Genomic DNA, 18,923 nt, shown 5'->3' with positions numbered 1-18,923 from the left:
ACAACTCTCGCGCCGTGGACGGCGGGACGGGTCAGCGCGCCCCGAACGGCTGGTCCGTGCGCACGATTTCCCGGCCGAGGGGGAACAGCGAGAGGGGGACCAGCTTGAAGTTGGCGATGCCGAACGGGATGCCGATGATCGTGATGCACAGGGCGATGCCGGTCGTGATGTGGGCGAGGGCCAGCCACCAGCCGGCCAGGACGAGCCACAGGACGTTGCCCACGCAGGAGGGGGCTCCCGCGTCGTGCCGTTCGACCGCGCGGTACCCGAAGGGCCACAGCGCGTAGACGCCGATGCGGAAGGCCGCGATGCCGAACGGGATGCCGATGATCGTGACGCAGAGCAGTGCGCCCGCGAGCAGGTAGGCGAGGAACAGCCAGAAGCCGCTCAGGACCAGCCAGATGACGTTCAGGAGTGTCTTCACCGGGATCGACCTGCCATCTGTTCTAGACGGGCGATGCGCTCACCCATCGGGGGGTGCGTGGAGAACATCTTCGACAGCCCCTGACCGGGCCGGAACGGGTTCGCGATCATCATGTGGCTCGCGGTCTCGATGCGGGGCTCCGGCGGAAGCGGAAGCTGCTTGGTTCCAGTCTCCAGCTTCCGCAGGGCGCTCGCGAGGGCGAGCGGGTCGCCCGTCAGCTGGGCCCCGGAGGCGTCCGCCTCGTACTCCCGGGAGCGGCTGATGGCGAGCTGGATGAGGGTGGCGGCGAACGGGCCGAGGATCATGACGAGGAGCAGCCCGATGATGCCGGGGCCGTCGTCGTCGTCCGAGCGGCCCACCGGGATCAGCCAGGCGAAGTTCACCAGGAACATGATCACGGAGGCCAGGGCGCCGGCGACCGACGAGATCAGGATGTCCCTGTTGTAGACATGGCTGAGCTCGTGGCCGATGACACCGCGCAGTTCGCGCTCGTCCAGCAGGCGCAGGATGCCCTCGGTGCAGCACACGGCGGCGTTGCGCGGGTTGCGGCCCGTCGCGAAGGCGTTGGGCGCCTCGGTCGGGGAGATGTACAGCCGGGGCATGGGCTGGCGGGCCTGCGTGGAGAGGTCGCGCACCATGCGGTACAGGGCGGGCGCCTCGAACTCGCTGACCGGGCGGGCGCGCATGGCGCGCAGCGCCAGCTTGTCGCTGTTCCAGTACGCGTAGGCGTTGGTGCCCAGCGCGATGAGGACGGCGACGATCAGTCCCGTCCGGCCGAAGAAGCTGCCGATGACGATGATGAGCGCGGACAGTCCCCCGAGGAGGACCGCTGTCCTGAGCCCGTTGTGCCGGCGGTGCACGGTACGCCCTCCAAGCGGTGTGGCAGGGGAGCCCTCTTTGGTTTGCCGATCTGCCTGCTGATCTTCTGATGCCACGGGTAAGGCGGTGTCATACCCAGTGGACCCTCCCGTACTGGTCAACGCCAGGCGGGGCACTCCAGTTCCCCGGCGCGCGGCGGCCGCGGGGTGGGCCGTCCAGGTGACGGACCGGCGGCGGGGCGCCCGGTGCGGGCGGCCGTTGCCGGGGCCGCGCGGCTTCCGCGGCGGCCCCGGGCGCCGGATCAGAACAGGCCGGTGTCCGCGAGACGCAGGACCAGCTGGGGCGCGCCCGACAGCGCGACGCCGACCACGCCGGTGAGGGCGAGCGCCGCGGTGAGGGGGGCCGGGACGCGGTGTCCCGCGGGGGTCTCGGCGGGGCCGCGGAAGAGCAGGGCGGTCCACCGCAGGTAATAGAAGAGCGCGATCACGACGTTCACCGCCATGACGACGGCGAGCCAGCCGAGGCCCGCATCGACCGCGGCCGAGAAGACGGTGACCTTGGCGAACAGCCCGATGACGCCGGGCGGCAGCCCCGCGAGGCACAGCAGGAAGAAGCCGAGGAGCAGTGCCGCGAGCGGACGGGACGCGTAGAGGCCGCGGTAGTCGGTGAGGCGGTTGCGGGCGGCGGTACGTCCCACGAGCGCGGCCACGGCGAACGCCCCGAGGTTCACCGCCGCGTACATGAGCGCGTACGCGACGGTGGAACCGACGGCCACGCGCGGCTGGCCGTCGTACGCGGCGGACGCGATCGGCACCAGGAGGTAGCCCGCCTGGCCGACCGACGACCAGGCGAGCAGCCGTACCGCGCTGTACGCGCGTGCGGCCTGCTGGCGCAGTGCGGCCACGTTGCCGACGGTCATGGTCAGCGCCGCCAGGGCCGCGACCGCCGGGCCCCAGGCGTCGGAGTACGACGGGAACGCGACGACGGTGACGAGGATCAGCCCGGAGAAGCCGACCGCCTTGCCGACGACGGACAGGTACGCGGCGATCGGCAGCGGGGCGCCGACGTAGGTGTCGGGCACCCAGAAGTGGAAGGGCGCGGCGGCGGTCTTGAACGCGAAGCCGACGAGGGTGAGGACGACGCCCGCCGCGGCGAGGGTGTGGAACCGCCCGTCGACGTGCGGGAGCCGCGCGGCGACCTGGCCGAGGTAGAGCGTGCCGGTGGTCGCGTAGACGAAGCTGATGCCCATCAGGCTGACCGCGGTCGCGGTGACCGAGGACAGGAAGAACTTGAGGGCCGCCTCCGAGGACCTGCGGTCGCCCTGCCGGATGCCAACGAGGGCGAACGCGGGCAGCGACGCGACCTCCAGGGCGACGACGAGCGTGGCGAGGTCGCGGGACGCGGGCAGCAGTGCCGCACCGGCCGCCGAGGAGAGCAGCAGGAACCAGAACTCGCCCTCGGGCAGCCGTCCTCGCGCGTCCTTGAGCGCGGTGACCGACAGGAGCGCGGTGAGCAGCGCGCCGCCGAGGACGAGGAGCTGCACGGCGAGGGTGAACCGGTCGACGGTGTAGCTGCACGCACGCGGGTCGCCGGTCAGGCAGAAGGTGGCCCGGTCGCCGTCCAGGAGCGGCAGCAGCGTGAGGCCGGCGGCGGCCAGTCCGGCGACGGCGACCCAGCCGAGCAGCGGTTTCCGGGTGGCCGGCACGAACAGGTCGGCGACCAGGACGACCAGGGCGACGGCCGCGGTGACGGTGGGCGGCGCCACGGCGGTCCAGTCGACCGACTGGACCACGGACTGGGCGAGCGGCTGCGCCACGGCGCTCATCGGGTGCCTCCTGCGAGGAGCAGCTGGACGGCCGGGTCGGTGAGACCCAGCAGGGCCTTGGGCCAGAGCCCGGCGACGACGGTCAGGGCCACGAGCGGGGTCCACGCGGCGAACTCGTACGCGCGGACGTCGGCGAGGTGCGCGACGCCGGTGTCCTGCGGGACCGCGCCCATGCAGACGCGGCGCACCACGAGCAGCATGTAGGCGGCCGTCAGCAGCGTGCCGAACCCCGCGACCGCCATGAAGACGAGGTAGGCCGGCCTGCTCAGGCCCGCCGCCGGGTCGAACGCGCCGAACATCGCCAGCATCTCGCCCCAGAACCCGGCGAGTCCCGGCAGTCCGAGCGAGGCGACCGCGCCGAAGGCGAGCAGGCCGCCGAGGCGGGGTGCTCTGCCGTAGAGGGCGGCGCCGGAACCCTCGGCGAGGGTGTCGAGGTCGGTGGTGCCGGTGCGGTCCTTGAGGGCGCCGACGAGGAAGAAGAGCAGGCCGGTGATGAGGCCGTGGGCGATGTTGGCGAAGAGGGCTCCGTTCACGCCGGTCGGGGTCATCGTGGCGATGCCGAGCAGGACGAAGCCCATGTGCCCGACGGACGAGTAGGCGATGAGCCGCTTGAGGTCGCCGCGCGCGCCCTGCCGGACGAGGGCGAGGCAGGCCAGCGATCCGTAGATGATGCCAGCGACCGCGAGGGCGGCCAGGTACGGCGCGAAGGTGCGGAAGCCGTGCGGGGCGACGGGCAGCAGGATCCGGACGAAGCCGTACGTGCCCATCTTGAGCATGACCCCGGCGAGCATGACCGAGCCGACGGTCGGGGCGGCGGTGTGGGCGCCGGGCAGCCAGCTGTGCAACGGCCACATCGGGGTCTTCACGGCGAGCCCGATCCCGATCGCCAGAACGGCGGTGACCTGCACGGATGTGCTGAGCGAGCGGCCGTTGTCAGTGGCGAGTGCCACGATGTCGAATGTGCCCGACTTGATCCCGATGAGGAGCAGGCCGAGCAGCATGACGACCGAGCCGAGCAACGTGTAGAGGATGAACTTCCAGGCGGCGGCCTGCCGCCCGGCGCCGCCCCAGCGGGCGATCAGGAAGTACATGGGGACCAGGACCGTCTCGAAGGCGAGGAAGAACAGCAGCAGGTCGAGGACGGCGAAGGTGGCGAGGGTGCCGGACTCCAGCAGCAGGAGCAGGGCGACGAGCGCCTTCGGGGAAGGTCCCGCGGGCGGCTTGAAGTAGGAGTAGAGCGCGCAGAGGAAGGTCAGCAGCGCGGTCAGGACCAGGAGGGGGAGGGAAATGCCGTCGACGCCGAGGTGGATCCGCACGTTGAGTGCAGGGATCCAGCTGATGTCGGTCGTGGCCTGCATTCTCGACGGGTGGCCGTGGTCGAAGCCGAGCGCGAGGACGATCGCGGCGGCGAGGACGACGCCGGTGACGACCACCCCGTGCCGCAGCACGGCCTGTTCGGGCGACTTCCCCTTCAGTCCCGGCGGGGCCGGCAGGAGGGCGGTGGCCGCGCCGAGGAGCGGGATCACCACGATCAACGCCAGAAGGACCTGCATCACGGACTCGTTGATATCGATCACGCCTGCTCACGCTCCCGTGGCGACGAGGACGGCGGCGACCACCAGGACGACGGTGCCGGCGAGCAGCGCGCTCACATAGGTCTGCACATTGCCGGTCTGGGCGCGGCGCACGGCGGCGCCCAGCAGCCGGGGCAGGGCGGCGGCACCGCGTACGTAGGTGTCGACGACCTCCCGGTCCAGGAACCGGACGATCCTGGCGGCGCCCAGTACCGGGCGGACGAACAGCGCCGAGTACACGGCGTCGAGGTGGAAGCCGGCGGCAGCGTGGCGGTGGAGCGGCCCCAGCAGCAGGCGTCCCGGGTCGGCCGGGTCGGGTGCGTAGGCCACGTCGCCGTACGCGGGGGTGTGGCTGGCGATGGCCTCGGCCTCGACCAGACCGGCGTCGCCCTCCGGGTGCGCGGCGACGGCGCCGAGCGGGGACTCGGCCGCGAGGGCGGTCGAACTGCGCCAGGCGCCGTAGGTGACGATCACGCCGACGAGGGCGACACCCGTGCCGATCATGGACGTTTCGAGGCCGGGGGTCAGGCTGCCGCCGTCGAACCAGCCGGGGAGTTCCCGGTAGGCGGCGCCCAGGGCGAGGGACGGCAGGGCGAGGACCCACAGGACGCCGTTCATCACCAGGGGCTGCTTCCCGTGGTCGGGTGCCTCGGGGCCGCGGCCGTGGAAGGCCAGCAGCCACAGGCGGGTCGCGTAGGCGGCGGTGAGCAGGGCCGTGACCAGGCCGGCGACGAGGACGATCCAGCCGGCGGCGCCGGGCGCGTGCGCGGTGTCACCGGTGGCGACCTCCTCGGCGGCCCCGAGGACGGCCTCCTTGGAGAAGAACCCGCTGAACGGCGGGATCGCGGTGAGGGCGAGGAGCGCGACGGTCGTCGTCCAGTAGGCGTCGGGGATGCGCGAACGGAGCTTGCCCATGCGGGACATGGCGGCCAGCGAGTTGGTGCCGGCGGCGTGGATGATCACGCCGGCGGCGAGGAACAGCAGCGCCTTGAAGGCGCCGTGGGTGAGGAGGTGGAAGACGGCGGCCTCGCGGTCGCCGACGGCCAGGGCGCCGGTCATGTAGCCGAGCTGACCGATCGTCGAGCAGGCGAGGACCCGCTTGATGTCGTCCTGGGCGAGGGCCGCGAGTGCGGAGCCCGCCATGGTGACGGCGGCCATCACCGCGAGGACGGTCATCGCGGCGGCGGACGCCTCGAAGACGGGGAGGAGCCGGGCGACGAAGTAGACACCGGCGGCGACCATCGTCGCCGCGTGGATCAGGGCGGAGACGGGCGTGGGGCCCGCCATCGCGTCGGGGAGCCAGGTGTGCAGCGGGAACTGCGCGGACTTGCCGGCCACGCCCGCCAGGAGCAGCAGCGCCACCAGCGTCGGGTGGTGCAGGCCGCCGCCCGCGACGGTGTCGAGGATCGCGGTGATCCGGAACGAGCCCGCGTCGGTGGCGAGCGCGAACAGACCGATCAGGAAGGGGACGTCGCCGAGCTTCGTGACGAGGAACGCCTTGAGGGAGGCGGCGCGGGCCTGGGGTGTCTCCCAGTAGTGGCCGACCAGGAAGTAGGAGCAGATGCCCATGACCTCCCAGCCCACCAGCAGCACGATCAGGTCGCCGGAGTAGACGACGAGCAGCATCGCGGAGGTGAACAGGGACACGAGGGCGGCGTACGAGGCGTAGCGCGGGTCGTCGCGCAGGTAGCCCGTCGAGTAGATCTGCACGCAGACGGAGACGACGCCGACCAGGACGGCGACGAGGGCGGCGAAGCCGTCGATGTGCAGGGCGAGTTCGACGGGGACCGAGCCGGTGGGCGTCAGTTCGGTGGCCGCGTCGACGGCCTGGCCGCCGCCCTGGCGGACGGCGACGAACACGGCGACGACGAGCGCCGCGAGCGGCGGCAGGACGGCGAGGGGGCGGACGAACCCCGGCGCGGTGCGGCCCAGGAGCAGTCCGGCCGCGGCGCCCAGGAACGGCAGGAGGGGGACGAGGACGGCGAGGGTGGTCGTGGTCACGCGGTGGCCTCAGCCTTCTCGGCCGCGGGGGCGTCGTCGCTGCCGGGGCCGTCGGTCCCGGGGTCGTCGTCGGGGTCGTCGTCCTCGGGACGCTCGGCGGTGTCGCGGAGGCGGTCGATGTCGGCGGTACCGCGATTGCGGTGCACGGCGAGGACGATCGCCAGGCCGATGCCGATCTCGGCGGCGGCGATGGCGATGGTGAACAGGGTGAGGGCCTGGCCGGAGTGCAGGGTCTCCTCGGAGGTCCGGCTGAGCCAGGCGTCGAAGGCGACGAGGTTCAGGTTGACGGCGTTGAGCATCAGCTCGACCGACATCAGCACCAGGATGGCGTTGCGGCGGGCGAGCACTCCGTAGAGCCCGGTGCAGAAGAGGAGGGCGGCGAGCACGGCGGGATAGACGAGGTGCATCAGCGGTCACCTCCGTCGGAGGGCTCGGGGGTCGAGGGGGCCGGGTCCGCGCCGGACGCGGCGGGCGTGGCGGACGCGACGGGGCCGGGGGCGGGGGTCCGGCCGGGGGGCGTGGCCGGGCCGGCGGATGCGGCCGGACGGGCGGATGCGGCCGGGCCGTTGGTGCGGTCCGCGGTGGTGGTGGCCGGGGCGGCGGGCGGGGTGGTCACGGCCTTGCGGGACAGCACGATGGCGCCCACCAGTGCGGCCAGGAGGAGGACGGACAGCGCCTCGAACGGAAGGACCCAGTGCTGGAAGAGGCTCTCGCCGGTCACCCGGGTGGAGCCGGCGCCGTCGGCGGCGGCTCCGTCCAGGTCGATCCACGTGGCGCGGAAGGCGTCCACGACCACCCAGACCAGGGCGGCCGCGGCGGCGACGGCGATGGTGAGGGCGGCCCAGCGGTTGGCGGAGTCGGCGTCCAGGGAACGCCCGATGGGCGCCTTGGTGAGCATCAGCCCGAACAGAAGGAGGACGACGACGGATCCGACGTAGATGAGGACCTGTACCCAGGCGATGAACTCGGCGGTGAGCAGCAGGTACTCGACGGCGAGGCCGCCGAGGGCGACGACCAGCCACAGGGCGGCGTGGACGAGTTGGCGGGTGGTGACCGTGACCAGCGCGGCGCCGAAGGTGACCAGGCCGACCAGCAGGAAGGCGATCTCGACGCCGTTCGGGGAGAGGAAGCCGTGGGGTGCGGTGCCGTTGCCGGCCGCGGTGGTCAGCAGGGGCGTGAGGGCGGAGCCGGGGGTCACGCGTCTCCCTCCCCTGTGCCGGAGCCGGAGCCGGAGCCGGGGCCCTGGTCGGCGCCGTTGCCCGTGCCCGTGCCCGTGTCCGGGGCGGTGTCGGCGGCGCGCACGGCCGCGAGCTTGTCGGCGGTCTTGCGGGCGGCGGCGATCTCCTTGGGCTCCTCCGCGGCGGGGTCGAGGGCGGGCGGGGCCGGCACGGTCCACATCCACTCGCGGAGCTTGTCCCGCTCGTGGGTGAGCTCGCGTATGTCGGTCTCCGCGTACTCGAACTCCGGTGACCAGAACAGGGCGTCGAAAGGACAGACCTCGATGCAGATACCGCAGTACATGCAGAGGGAGAAGTCGATGGCGAAGCGGTCGAGGACGTTGCGGCTGCGTTCGCGTCCGCCGGGGGCGGCGGGCGGGACCGTCTCCTTGTGGGAGTCGATGTAGATGCACCAGTCGGGGCACTCGCGGGCGCAGAGCATGCAGACCGTGCAGTTCTCCTCGAACAGGCCGATGACTCCGCGGGTGCGGGGCGGAAGGTCGGGCTGGACGTCCGGGTACTGCTCGGTGACCGTCTTCCTCGTCATCGTGCGCAGGGTGACGGCCAGTCCCTTGGCCAGGCCGGAGCCGGGGATGGGAGCCATGTCAGGAGATCACCACCTTGACGACGCCGGTGAGGGCGATCTGGGCGAGGGCGAGGGGCACGAGGAGGGTCCAGGACAGCTTCTGGAGCTGGTCCTCGCGAAGGCGGGGGTAGGTGACGCGCAGCCAGATGACGACGAAGGCGAGGACCGCGGTCTTCACCAGGGTCCAGAGCCAGCCGAGGCCGTCGGCACCCCACGGCCCGTGCCAGCCGCCGAGGAAGAGGACGGTGGTCAGGCCGCACAGGACGACGATCCCCGCGTACTCGGCGAGGAGGAACAACGCGAAGCGCAGCCCGGTGTACTCGGTGTAGGCGCCGAAGATGATCTCCGAGTCGGCGACCGGCATGTCGAAGGGCGGGCGCTGGAGTTCGGCGAGTCCGGCGACGAAGAACACGATCCCGCCGACGATCTGCCAGGGCAGCCACCACCAGTGGAACGCGCCCACGATGCCGGGCAGCGAGACCGTGCCGGCGGCCATGGTGACCGAGGCGGCGGCGAGCAGCATCGGCAGTTCGTAGGCGAGGAGTTGGGCGGCGGTGCGCAGGCCGCCCAGCAAGGAGAACTTGTTGGCGGACGCCCATCCCGCCATCAGCGAACCGAGGACACCGACACCCATCACGGCGAGGACGAAGAAGACGCCCGCGTCGACGACCTGTCCGACGGCGCCGTCACCCGGTCCGATCGGTACGGCGAGCAGTACGAGGAGGTACGGGAGCAGGGCGACGGCTGGGGCGAGTTGGAAGACGCGGCGGTCGGCGTCCGCCGGGACGACGTCCTCCTTCTGCGCGAACTTCACACCGTCGGCGACGAGTTGGGCCCAGCCGTGGAAGCCGCCCGCGTACATGGGGCCGAGGCGGCCCTGCATGTGCGCCATCACCTTGTGCTCGGTCTGGCCGACGACCAGGGGGAGCACGAGGAAGGCGACGAAGACGATCAGGAGTCGCAGGGCGACGTCGAGCACGTCGTTCACTGCGTGCCTCCTGGGTCTTCGGGGGTGGGGGGCGCGCCGGGGGCGCGGGGGGCGGGCTTGCCGGGGGCTGGGTTCGGGACCGGACCGGCGGGCGGATCCTCCGGGACCGCCGGAACTTCCGGGTCCTCGGCGGGGGGATCCGGGTCTTCCGTGGACGGTTCACCCGCGGGGTGCTCGGCCGACTGCGGCTCCGCGACGCGGGGCTCGTCCGTGGACGCCGGTTCCGCGTCGTGACGTTGCCCGGCGGGACTGTCCGGGTTCGGACGGTCAGTGGCCGAGGGGTCCGGGGTCGGCCGGTCCGCGGCATCGTGGGTACGGCTCGGTTCGGCGGGAGCCGTCGGGTCGGCGGCGGCGTCGGACTCAGGGGTGTCCGACTCGGAGAGGTCCGCCTCGGAGGTGGGAGCTTCCGGCTTCGCGGGCTTCGGGTCCGGCGCGGCGGGCGGTGCCGACGCCGGCTGTTCCGAGCCCGACTCCGACTCAGATTCCGCCGGTACCGACCGGTCCGGGTAGGCGGAGCCGCCCACCGGGGCGGGCGGTTCGGGCGGCGTCGCGGGAGCTTCGGCGCCCGCCGAGGCCGAACCCTCCGAGGCACGGCGAGAACGCCGCGGGCCCGCGGAGTCCGCCGGGTCGGCGACAGCGCCGGGCTCGGGGGCGTCCACCGCCGGAAGGACCGGCGACGCGGGTACGTCGGTCCCGGGTGCGTCCGAGGCGTCAGGCCCGGGAGTGCCCGGCCCGGGAGCGCTCGGCCCCGGGGCGCCCGACTCGGGAACTTCCGAAGCGTCAGGCCCGGAAGCATCCGCGCCAGGCCCGTCGGCCTCGGAGGCGGCCGCCTCACCGCGCGGGGTGGCGGGTTCGGGCCGCGTCGGCGACTCGGAGGCCGCCCGCTCCGACGCGTCCGACTCCGTCGTGTCGGGCGCCGATGCCTCGGGCTCCGGCGCGGCCGAGTCCGGCGCGGCCGGCTCCGGGTCCGTCTGCTCCGGGGTGTCGAAGGTGGGGCGGGCATGGTGCCAGGGGGCGTCCGAACTGCCTTGTGCAGTGGGCCGATCGGGGCGCACCGCCGGAGTCTGCGCACGCTGCGAGGCCGACCCGTCCGAGGCACTGCGGGAACGCTGCGAGCCAGCAGGGCGCACCGGCCCGGCGGCATCCGGGGACTCGGGCTCCGAAGCCGGGGTGCCCGGGGACTCGGGCTCCGAAGACTGCGCACGCTGCGAGGCAGAACCCTGCGAGGCACTGCGAGAACGCCGCGAGCCAGCAGGACGCACCGACCCGGCGGCATCCGGGCTCTCGGGCGCCGAAGCCGAGGTGCCCGGGGACTCGGGCTCCGAAGCCGGAGCGCCCGGGGCGTCAGGCGCCGAAGCTGGAGCGCCCGGGGACTCGGGCTCCGAAGACTGCGCACGCTGCGAGGCCGAACCCTGCGAGGCACTGCGAGAACGCCGCGAGCCAGCAGGACGCACCGACCCAGCGGCATCCGGGCTCTCGGGCGCCGAAGCCGAGGTGCCCGGGGACTCGGGCTGCGAAGCCGGAGCGCCCAGGGCGGTCTCAGGCGCCGAAGCCGGGTCGCCCGGGGGCGTGGCCGTGCCCGGGGGTGTGCCCGTGCCCGGGGTGGTGCCGTCGGCCGGGGTCTCGCCCGTGCTGCGGGGCGGGGTGGTGGAACGGGGCTGTGTGGAGGCCGAGTTGGCGGTGGCGTCCGGCTCTGTCCCGGTGGCGGGGGTTGCCGTGTCGCCGGTGGCGACCGGACTCTGGCTGGTGGAACCCTGGGACGCCGTACGGGCGCGGCGTACCGGGCGGTCCCCCGCACCCGGCGCCGTACGGCCGCCCGCGGCTCGGGCCGGGCGGGACGGGGCAGGGGGGAGCTGGCCCTTGAGGGGGCCCCATTCGTTGGGGTCGGGGACGCCCGGGGGCAGCATCTGGCGTCGGCGCGGGCCGCCGTGTTCGCCCGCCGACTCCCCCGGTTCCTTGGCGCCCGGCCACGCCTTGGCGACGCGGGCCGCCAGTACGAACTCCTTGCGGAGCGGGTGCCCCTCGAAGCCCTCGGGCAGGAGGAGGTGGTCGAGGGAAGGATGGCCGTCGAAGTCCACGCCGAACATCTCGTGCGTCTCGCGCTCGTGCCAGGCGGCACCGGCGTAGACGTCAACAGCCGTCGGCAGCAAGGGAGTTGCTTCCGGAACGGTCGTGCGGAGCATGAGGCGGCGTACCGGGGCGAGGGCCACGACGTGCGCCGAGACGCGGAGGCCGGTGCCGGGTTCGTCGACCGCGCTCAGCCAGTCGAAGTAGGTGCAGCCGAGGTCGTCGCGGGCGGTGCGCAGGGCGGTGAGCCAGGCGGCCGGCGGCACGTCGACCGTGAGGAGGCCGTACGCCTCCTCGGCGGTGGCGTCGGCGCCGAACAGTTCCTCGGTGGGGGCGGGAAGCCAGCCGACCAGGGTCATCGGTCACCCTCCGGGCCTTCGCCGCCACCGGAACCGGAACCGGCGGCCTCCCCCGCAGCCCCACCCGAGGCACCCGTACCCGTACCCGTGCCCGTCTCCGGCGGCCGGACCAGCCCGCTCCGGAGCGCCGCCACCGACGGACGACCGGCGCCCGCATCCGCGGCGGATCCCGCGCCGGATCCCGCACCGGCGGTGCCGTCCGTCCCGTAGCGCTCCCCCAGCGACTCGCGGGCGATCTTCTCCTGGAGCTTCAGGATGCCCTGGAGCAGTGCCTCCGGACGCGGCGGGCAGCCGGGCACGTACACATCGACGGGGATGATCTGGTCGACGCCCTTGGTGACCGAGTAGGAGTCCCAGTAGGGGCCGCCGCAGTTGGAGCAGGCGCCGAAGGAGATGACGTACTTCGGTTCGGGCATCTGCTCGTAGAGCCGCCGCACCGCGGGCGCCATCTTGTCGGTGACCGTGCCGGACACCACCATCAGGTCGGCCTGGCGCGGTCCGGGGGCGAACGGGATGACGCCGAGCCGGATGAAGTCGTGCCGGGCCATGGAGGCGGCGATGAACTCGATGGCGCAGCAGGCGAGACCGAAGTTGAAGACCCAGAGCGAGTACCGGCGGCCCCAGTTGAGGACGACCTTCATCGGTTCCGGGGCGAGCCGGGCGAGCGCGCCGAGCTTCCTCGGCACGGGCAGCGCGACCGGATCGGCGAGCGGGACCGGGCCGGCCGGACTCCCCTCCGGCGTCGTCACCGTCACGGGGTCCGTCACGGGGTCGGTCGCGGCGGCGGGGGTCACGTCCATGTGAGGACGCCCTTCTTGTAGGCGTAGAGCAGTCCGACGGCGAGGAAGCCGAGGAAGAGGAACATCTCCACGAGGGTCGTCGCCCCGTAGCCGTGGGCCGCGAAGACCGTCGCCCAGGGGAAGAGGAACACCGAGTCGACGGCGAAGACGACGTAGAGGTACGCGTAGACGTAGTACCGGACCTGGGTGTGTGCCCAGCCGTCACCGACCGGGTCGACGCCGCACTCGTACGTCATGAGCTTCTCGGGGGTGGGCACGACGGGGCGCAGCAGGCGTCCCGCGCCGAAGGCCACCGCGACGAAGAGCACGCCCACGACGGCGAGCAGTCCGACGACCGAATAGGACTTGAAGTAGTCCGCCGCGACCACGACCTCAGTGGTGTCCCGCATCTTCGCCCCTCGCCCTCGCTCCCTGACCTCGGCCTCGCCACCTCGTCCGCGCCGTGCCGCCGCCCCGGGCTCGCGCCCGTCGGGCCCTCGCCCCCGGAGCCCGCGCCCGTGCGCCGCGGCCCGGCGGTCGTGCGTGAACGGCTGTACTCGGTTGTACTCGGCGGTACGCGGCTGTTCGACGATCTGTACGCACGGGAGTCTAGGGCCTGCTAAAGATGCCGTAAGCAGCATGCCGCACTGTGAAGGGTGGGGGTGGGGTTTTCCCCCGGGACCGAGGGCGGCGGACCGCATGGCGTCGCGGCCTCCGGCACGGCACGCTGGCCCACATGACCGTATCCATCCCCTCCCCGCACCCCGGGGACGCCGAGGGCGACCGGCTGCCCCCGGTCCGCTTCGCCTTCGATCCGCACACCTGGCGGGAGATCGCCCACCTTCTGGCGAATCTGCCGGTGACGCTGGTCGGCTTCGTGTACGCGGTGACGACGCTCTCCGTCGGTGCCGGGCTGACCGTCACGGTGGTCGGACTGCCGTTGCTGGCGCTGGCGTTGTCCGGGTCGCGGCAGATGGGGCGGTTCGAACGCGGGCGGGCGCGGATGCTGCTCGGGCTGCGGATCGAGGAGCCGAGTCCGCTGTGGCGGCACAGCGGGGACGGTTTCTTCGCCCGGCTGTGGACGGCGCTGAAGGACCCGGTCGGCTGGCGCGCGATGCTGTACGACGTCATCCGGCTGCCGTGGGGCATCGCCACCTTCGTCGTGACGCTGACGTCGCTGTTCGTGCTGTGGCCGGTACTGCCGTTCGTGGCGCGCGGGCTGACCAACGTGGACCGCGCGATGGTGCGCGGACTGCTGTCGCCGTCGGACGAACTGGAGCGGCGCATCGCCGAGTTGGAGTCGGACCGGGGTGTCGTGGTGGACACGGCGGCGGCCGACCTGCGGCGCATCGAGCGCGACCTGCACGACGGCGCGCAGGCCCGTCTGGTGGCGCTGGCCATGGGGCTGGGGCTGGCGAAGGAGAAGCTGCTGGAGGACCCCGACACGGCGGCGCTGATGGTGGCGGAGGCGCACGGCGAGGTGAAGCTCGCGTTGCAGGAGCTGCGGGACCTGGCCCGCGGCATCCACCCGGCCGTGCTCACCGACCGCGGACTCGACGCGGCACTGTCGTCGGTCGCGTCGCGCTGCACGGTGCCGGTGAAGGTCACCGCCGACCTGGACGCGCGGCCCGCCGCCGCCATCGAGGGCATCGCCTACTTCACGGTCTCCGAGCTGCTCCAGAACATCAGCAAGCACAGCGGGGCGCGCTCCGCGTCGGTCGACGTGTGGCGGACGGACGACCGCCTGCTGATCCAGGTGTCGGACGACGGCCGGGGCGGCGCCGGGCTGGGCGACGGCACGGGGATGCGGGGGCTCGCGGAGCGGCTGGACGCCGTCGACGGCCTGTTCGTCGTCGACTCCCCGCCGGGCGGCCCGACCGTCATCACGGCGGAACTGCCCTGGCGTTCCCGCCAGGAGGCGTAGACCTCCGGGCACGCACCGGCCCGCCGGCCTCACCCACCGGCCGGCCCCGCCCGCACACCCGCGTACCCGCCGCCCCGGGGCCCCCGCCGCACGTGCGGGGGCCCCGGGGCGGCGCGCGAACCGGCCGCGGCGGGGGCCGCCGGTGTCCGGGGGGTGGGGAAATCCCCCGGGTCGGGACACCCACGGCCTCCATGGTCCCGGGGCCCGCGCGGGAGCAGTGTGGTGGAGGACGAGGCGAGGCCGGTCAGAAGCGACCGGCGGGCACCGGACGACCGGAAGAGAAGACGGGACGACGTCGATGATCACGGAGTACGGGTACGGGCAGGGACAGGGCCGCGACGGCCGGTCGTACCGGCACCACGGCGACACCGACGCCGGCCGCCCCGACCCTCACAGCACCTACGACCGCTACGACCGCTACGACGGGCCGGACGGCTTCGACGGCCCCGGGCACCGGGTGCCGGCCGTGCTGCGGGCGCCGTTCGCCGGCCGGACCTGGCGGGAGTTCGGGTACGTGCTGCTGGGACTGCCGCTGGGCATCCTGCTGTTCACGTACGCCGTGACGACCGTGTCGCTCGGCGCCGGTCTGCTGGTGACGCTCCTCGGCATCCCCGTGCTCGCGGCGGCGCTGGCCGGCTGCCGCGGCTTCGGCGCGCTGGAGCGGGCGCGGGCACGCGGGCTGCTCGGTCTGGACGTGGCGCCGCCCGCGCCCCTGCGGGTGCGCAAGCACGGCGTGGTGGCGTGGACGGGCACGGTGCTCAAGAGCGGGGCGTCGTGGCGGGCGCTGCTGTACGCGGTGCTCCAGTTCCCGTGGGCGGTGTTCTCGTTCGTGGTCTCGGTGACCCTCTGGAGCACCGGCTGGTCGCTGCTGACGTACCCGCTGTGGTTCTGGGTGTTCCCCATGTACGGCGGGCAGGACGGTCTCCAGCTCTACGGCGACGAGACCCACAGCGTCTACCTGAACAACCCGTTCGAGATCACGGTGACCGCCCTGGTCGGACTGCTGTTCACGCTGGCCACGCCGTGGATCGTGCGGGCGCTGACCACGGTGGACCGCGTGATGGTGCACGGCCTGCTGGGTCCCTCGCGGCTCGCGACCCGGGTCGTCGAGCTGGAGTCGGACCGGGGTGTCGTGGTGGACACGGCGGCGGCCGACCTGCGGCGCATCGAGCGCGACCTGCACGACGGCGCGCAGGCCCGCCTGGTGGCGCTGGCCATGGACCTGGGACTCGCCAGGGAGAAGCTGTCGGAGGACCCCGAGGTCGCCGCGCGGATGGTCGACGAGGCGCACGGCGAGGTGAAGACGGCCCTGAAGGAACTGCGCGACCTGGCCCGCGGCATCCACCCGGCCGTGCTCACCGACCGCGGACTCGACGCGGCGCTGTCGTCGGTCGCGTCGCGCTGCACGGTGCCGGTGACGGTGGAGGTGGACCTGGCGCGGCGGCCGGCCGCGGCGATCGAGGGCATCGCCTACTTCACGGTCTCGGAGCTGCTCCAGAACATCAGCAAGCACAGCGGCGCGCGCTCCGCGTCGGTCGACGTGTGGCGGGCGGAGAACCGGCTGATGCTCCAGGTCGTGGACGACGGGACCGGCGGCGCGGACGTCACCGCGGGTTCCGGACTCGCGGGACTCGCGGAGCGGCTCGACGCGGTGGACGGCATCCTCGTCGTGGACTCCCCCGCGGGCGGACCCACCAAGGTGACGGCCGAACTCCCCTGGCGCGGCTGAACGAACGCACGCGGGCCGTTCCGGCCGTCCCGCCCCGACCCCGGGGCGGGACGGCCGGAACGGCCTGTTCCCCCTGCTTCCGCTCCCGGCCCGGCGCACGGCGCGGCGAATCCTGGAATGCTGTCGCCCGGTACCCGCCGTACGGGCGGGACCGCGACACGACGACCGCGGCGGCCGCGGGGGCGCGACGGCGGGAACCGTCGCGGGGCGGAACAGGGGCCGGCCCGGGTCGCGGCGACCGGGGCTTGTGGGGGGCCGAAGAACAGTGGAGGACAGAGTGCGTGTGGTCATCGCCGAGGATTCAGTGCTGCTCAGGGAGGGCCTGACCCGGCTGCTGACCGATCGCGGGCACGAGGTCGTGGCCGGCGTCGGCGACGGCGACGCGCTGATCAAGACGATCACCGACCTGGACGGGCAGAACGCGCTGCCGGACGTCGTCGTCGCGGACGTACGGATGCCGCCGACGCACACCGACGAAGGGGTCCGCGCGGCGGTGCAGTTGCGCAAGTCGCACCCGGGGCTCGGGGTGCTGGTGCTGTCCCAGTACGTGGAGGAGCGGTACGCCACCGAACTCCTCGCGGGTTCCACGCACGGCGTCGGCTACCTGCTCAAGGACCGGGTCGCCGAGGTGCGCGAGTTCGTGGACGCCGTGGTCCGGGTGGCGCGGGGCGGTACGGCCCTCGACCCGGAGGTGGTCGCGCAGTTGCTGGGGCGCAGCCGCAAGCAGGACGTCCTGGCGGCGCTCACTCCGAGGGAGCGCGAGGTGCTCGGGCTGATGGCCGAGGGGCGGACCAACTCGGCGATCGCGCGCCAGCTCGTGGTGAGCGACGGCGCGGTCGAGAAGCACGTGAGCAACATCTTCCTGAAGCTGGGCCTGGCGCAGAGCGTCGGGGACCACCGCCGGGTGCTGGCCGTCCTGACCTACCTCAACTCCTGAACCGGCGGGGGCCCGGCAGGTCCCCGCCCCTTCCGCGGAGCCTCGTATGCCCGTCCGGCGGGGACCCCGTTCGGGTACTTCGCCGGTCGCAGGCGTGATCGACGGTTCGGACACCAGTACGTCCACCGGGCCGCCCGCCCGGCCGCGACCGCCGTACGACCAGGGGGCCGTACGAAAAGGCGCCGGGTCCCCCGGACGGTGCGAAGGTGGCGGAGTACGGGAAAAGTGCCGCACGGGACGCACGAACGCCCCGGAGAACGGGAAGACAACCGACTGGCGCGGACAGGCGGCGCCCGCGGGCACGGCGGACGGGGCCGGGCAGGCGGACACGGGCCGGGACGGACCGGGACGGGACGGGGCGGCCGGGCACGGGCAGGCACGACCACGCACGGGCACAGAACCGGAGGTGGAGCGGACGGCGTCTTCTGGGACGGAGCCGGGCACGGACAGAACCTGGCATATCAACCGGCACATACGTACGTCGGATCGTCCCAACGGCGGGTCCACCATGCGAGCGACACGGGGAGAGCGCCCCCTTCCGACGTAGGGTTGATCCTGCGAAGGTCTGCGGGAAGGCTCCACAAAACAGCCGCCTCGGAGGAGGTCCAGAGCGTGACCAGCCAGGTCAGTAGCCCAGCGGAGCAGGCCGACGGAGCCGTCGTGGGGGAGCAGCGCGTAGCGGCCGGGGGGAAGGGCGTCAGGCGCCTCGACCGGGTGATCATTCGCTTCGCGGGTGACTCGGGTGACGGGATGCAGTTGACGGGGGATCGGTTCACGTCGGAGACGGCGTCGTTCGGGAACGACTTGTCGACGTTGCCGAATTTTCCGGCGGAGATCCGGGCGCCTGCGGGGACGTTGCCGGGGGTGTCGTCGTTCCAGTTGCATTTCGCGGATCATGACATTCTGACGCCGGGTGATGCTCCGGACGTGTTGGTGGCGATGAATCCGGCGGCGTTGCGGGCGAACGTGGCGGATGTGCCGCGGGGTGCGGAAGTCATCGTGAACACGGACGAGTTCACGCGGCGTGCGATGCAGAAGGTGGGTTACGAGGCGTCGCCGTTGGAGGACGGGTCGCTGGACGCGTTTCGTGTGCACGGGGTGCCGTTGACGACGTTGACGGTGGAGGCGCTGGCGGGGTTCGGTCTGTCGCGCAAGGAGGCCGAGCGGAGCAAGAACATGTTCGCGCTGGGTCTGCTGTCGTGGATGTACCACCGGCCGACGGAGGGCACGGAGAAGTTTTTGCGGACGAAGTTCGCGCGGCGTCCGGAGATCGCGGAGGCGAATCTGGCTGCTTTCCGGGCGGGTTGGAACTTCGGGGAGACGACGGAGGATTTCGCGGTCTCCTACGAGGTGGCGCCGGCGGTGACGGCGTTCCCGGCGGGTACGTACCGCAACATCTCGGGGAACCTGGCGTTGTCGTACGGGTTGGTCGCGGCGGCGCGGCGGGCGGATCTGCCGTTGTATCTGGGGTCGTATCCGATCACGCCGGCGTCGGACATCCTGCACGAGCTGAGCCGGCACAAGAACTTCGGGGTGCGGACCTTCCAGGCGGAGGACGAGATCGCGGGGATCGGTGCGGCGCTGGGTGCGGCGTTCGGTGGGTCGTTGGCGGTGACGACGACGTCCGGGCCGGGTGTGGCGCTGAAGTCGGAGACCATCGGGCTGGCGGTGTCGTTGGAACTGCCGTTGCTGGT

The 18,923-nt window shown here is 72.9% G+C and carries 15 protein-coding genes and 1 pseudogene; 4 read left to right on the top strand and 12 right to left on the bottom strand.

The window, feature by feature from the left end:
* Positions 1–31 precede the first annotated feature (31 nt).
* The 12 genes and pseudogenes from ACFZA0_RS22005 to ACFZA0_RS21950 form a co-directional block, all read right to left on the bottom strand.
* Complete coding sequence (locus ACFZA0_RS22005) at positions 32–424, bottom strand: YccF domain-containing protein (RefSeq protein ID WP_391019541.1); 393 nt, start codon at positions 422–424, stop codon at positions 32–34.
* Positions 421–1,284, bottom strand: coding sequence for a zinc metalloprotease HtpX (gene htpX / locus ACFZA0_RS22000; protein ID WP_391019538.1), 864 nt, complete (start codon positions 1,282–1,284; stop codon positions 421–423). Before htpX ends, ACFZA0_RS22005 begins: the two co-directional genes overlap by 4 nt.
* A gap of 260 nt (positions 1,285–1,544) precedes the next feature.
* Positions 1,545–3,068 carry a proton-conducting transporter membrane subunit gene (locus ACFZA0_RS21995; protein ID WP_391019537.1) on the bottom strand — a complete coding sequence of 508 codons (1,524 nt, stop codon included), beginning with the start codon at positions 3,066–3,068 and terminating at the stop codon, positions 1,545–1,547.
* Entirely contained in the window at positions 3,065–4,645 is a 1,581-nt protein-coding gene (locus tag ACFZA0_RS21990; protein WP_391019534.1) for an NADH-quinone oxidoreductase subunit M, read from the bottom strand. The genes ACFZA0_RS21995 and ACFZA0_RS21990 overlap by 4 nt, the downstream gene beginning before the upstream one ends.
* A gap of 6 nt (positions 4,646–4,651) precedes the next feature.
* Entirely contained in the window at positions 4,652–6,643 is a 1,992-nt protein-coding gene (locus ACFZA0_RS21985; RefSeq protein WP_391019531.1) for an NADH-quinone oxidoreductase subunit L, read from the bottom strand.
* The gene (gene nuoK, locus ACFZA0_RS21980; protein WP_391019529.1) at positions 6,640–7,050 is read right to left on the bottom strand and encodes an NADH-quinone oxidoreductase subunit NuoK; all 411 of its coding nucleotides are present in this window, start codon (positions 7,048–7,050) and stop codon (positions 6,640–6,642) included. The genes ACFZA0_RS21985 and nuoK overlap by 4 nt, the downstream gene beginning before the upstream one ends.
* Positions 7,050–7,814: an NADH-quinone oxidoreductase subunit J gene (locus tag ACFZA0_RS21975; protein WP_391020259.1), complete on the bottom strand. Its 765-nt coding sequence runs from the start codon at positions 7,812–7,814 to the stop codon at positions 7,050–7,052. The genes nuoK and ACFZA0_RS21975 overlap by 1 nt, the downstream gene beginning before the upstream one ends.
* A gap of 23 nt (positions 7,815–7,837) precedes the next feature.
* Positions 7,838–8,464, bottom strand: a complete 627-nt coding sequence (locus tag ACFZA0_RS21970) for a 4Fe-4S binding protein (protein ID WP_391019526.1) — start codon at positions 8,462–8,464, stop codon at positions 7,838–7,840.
* A 1-nt stretch (position 8,465) separates the two neighbouring features.
* The gene (locus ACFZA0_RS21965; RefSeq protein ID WP_391019523.1) at positions 8,466–9,434 is read right to left on the bottom strand and encodes an NADH-quinone oxidoreductase subunit H; all 969 of its coding nucleotides are present in this window, start codon (positions 9,432–9,434) and stop codon (positions 8,466–8,468) included.
* Positions 9,435–10,348: 914 nt separating this feature from the next.
* Positions 10,349–11,860: pseudogene (locus ACFZA0_RS21960) on the bottom strand (NADH-quinone oxidoreductase subunit C); the annotation flags it as partial.
* On the bottom strand, positions 11,857–12,660 hold the full coding sequence (locus tag ACFZA0_RS21955; protein WP_391019520.1) for an NADH-quinone oxidoreductase subunit NuoB: 804 nt from the start codon (positions 12,658–12,660) through the stop codon (positions 11,857–11,859). The pseudogene ACFZA0_RS21960 and the gene ACFZA0_RS21955, both read right to left, overlap by 4 nt.
* The gene (locus ACFZA0_RS21950; protein ID WP_391019518.1) at positions 12,651–13,049 is read right to left on the bottom strand and encodes an NADH-quinone oxidoreductase subunit A; all 399 of its coding nucleotides are present in this window, start codon (positions 13,047–13,049) and stop codon (positions 12,651–12,653) included. Before ACFZA0_RS21950 ends, ACFZA0_RS21955 begins: the two co-directional genes overlap by 10 nt.
* A gap of 326 nt (positions 13,050–13,375) precedes the next feature.
* On the opposite strand from ACFZA0_RS21950, the gene ACFZA0_RS21945 reads away from it, so the two are divergent.
* The 4 genes from ACFZA0_RS21945 to ACFZA0_RS21930 all read left to right on the top strand — a co-directional run.
* Positions 13,376–14,563 (top strand): sensor domain-containing protein, encoded by a 1,188-nt coding sequence (locus ACFZA0_RS21945; RefSeq protein ID WP_391019515.1) that lies wholly within the window; start codon positions 13,376–13,378, stop codon positions 14,561–14,563.
* 298 nt (positions 14,564–14,861) lie between these two features.
* Positions 14,862–16,292, top strand: a complete 1,431-nt coding sequence (locus ACFZA0_RS21940) for a sensor domain-containing protein (RefSeq protein WP_391019512.1) — start codon at positions 14,862–14,864, stop codon at positions 16,290–16,292.
* A gap of 277 nt (positions 16,293–16,569) precedes the next feature.
* Positions 16,570–17,229 (top strand): LuxR C-terminal-related transcriptional regulator, encoded by a 660-nt coding sequence (locus tag ACFZA0_RS21935; RefSeq protein ID WP_391019510.1) that lies wholly within the window; start codon positions 16,570–16,572, stop codon positions 17,227–17,229.
* A 612-nt stretch (positions 17,230–17,841) separates the two neighbouring features.
* On the top strand, positions 17,842–18,923 hold a 1,082-nt coding region (locus tag ACFZA0_RS21930; RefSeq protein ID WP_391019507.1), incomplete at its 3' end, for a 2-oxoacid:acceptor oxidoreductase family protein.

The organism is Streptomyces sp. NPDC008150, assembly GCF_042956945.1.
Classification (GTDB): Bacteria; Actinomycetota; Actinomycetes; order Streptomycetales; family Streptomycetaceae; genus Streptomyces.
Note: the sequence above shows the minus strand (reverse complement) of the source record. Positions and strands in the feature narration are given on the sequence as shown.

Coding starts and splice junctions, on each gene's coding strand:
- ACFZA0_RS21950 (WP_391019518.1), bottom strand. CDS start 13,049: ATGCGGGACACCACTGAGGTCGTGGTCGCGGCGGACTACTTCAAGTCC.
- ACFZA0_RS21970 (WP_391019526.1), bottom strand. CDS start 8,464: ATGGCTCCCATCCCCGGCTCCGGCCTGGCCAAGGGACTGGCCGTCACC.
- ACFZA0_RS21945 (WP_391019515.1), top strand. CDS start 13,376: ATGACCGTATCCATCCCCTCCCCGCACCCCGGGGACGCCGAGGGCGAC.
- ACFZA0_RS21940 (WP_391019512.1), top strand. CDS start 14,862: ATGATCACGGAGTACGGGTACGGGCAGGGACAGGGCCGCGACGGCCGG.
- ACFZA0_RS21955 (WP_391019520.1), bottom strand. CDS start 12,660: ATGGACGTGACCCCCGCCGCCGCGACCGACCCCGTGACGGACCCCGTG.
- nuoK (WP_391019529.1), bottom strand. CDS start 7,050: ATGCACCTCGTCTATCCCGCCGTGCTCGCCGCCCTCCTCTTCTGCACC.
- ACFZA0_RS21995 (WP_391019537.1), bottom strand. CDS start 3,068: ATGAGCGCCGTGGCGCAGCCGCTCGCCCAGTCCGTGGTCCAGTCGGTC.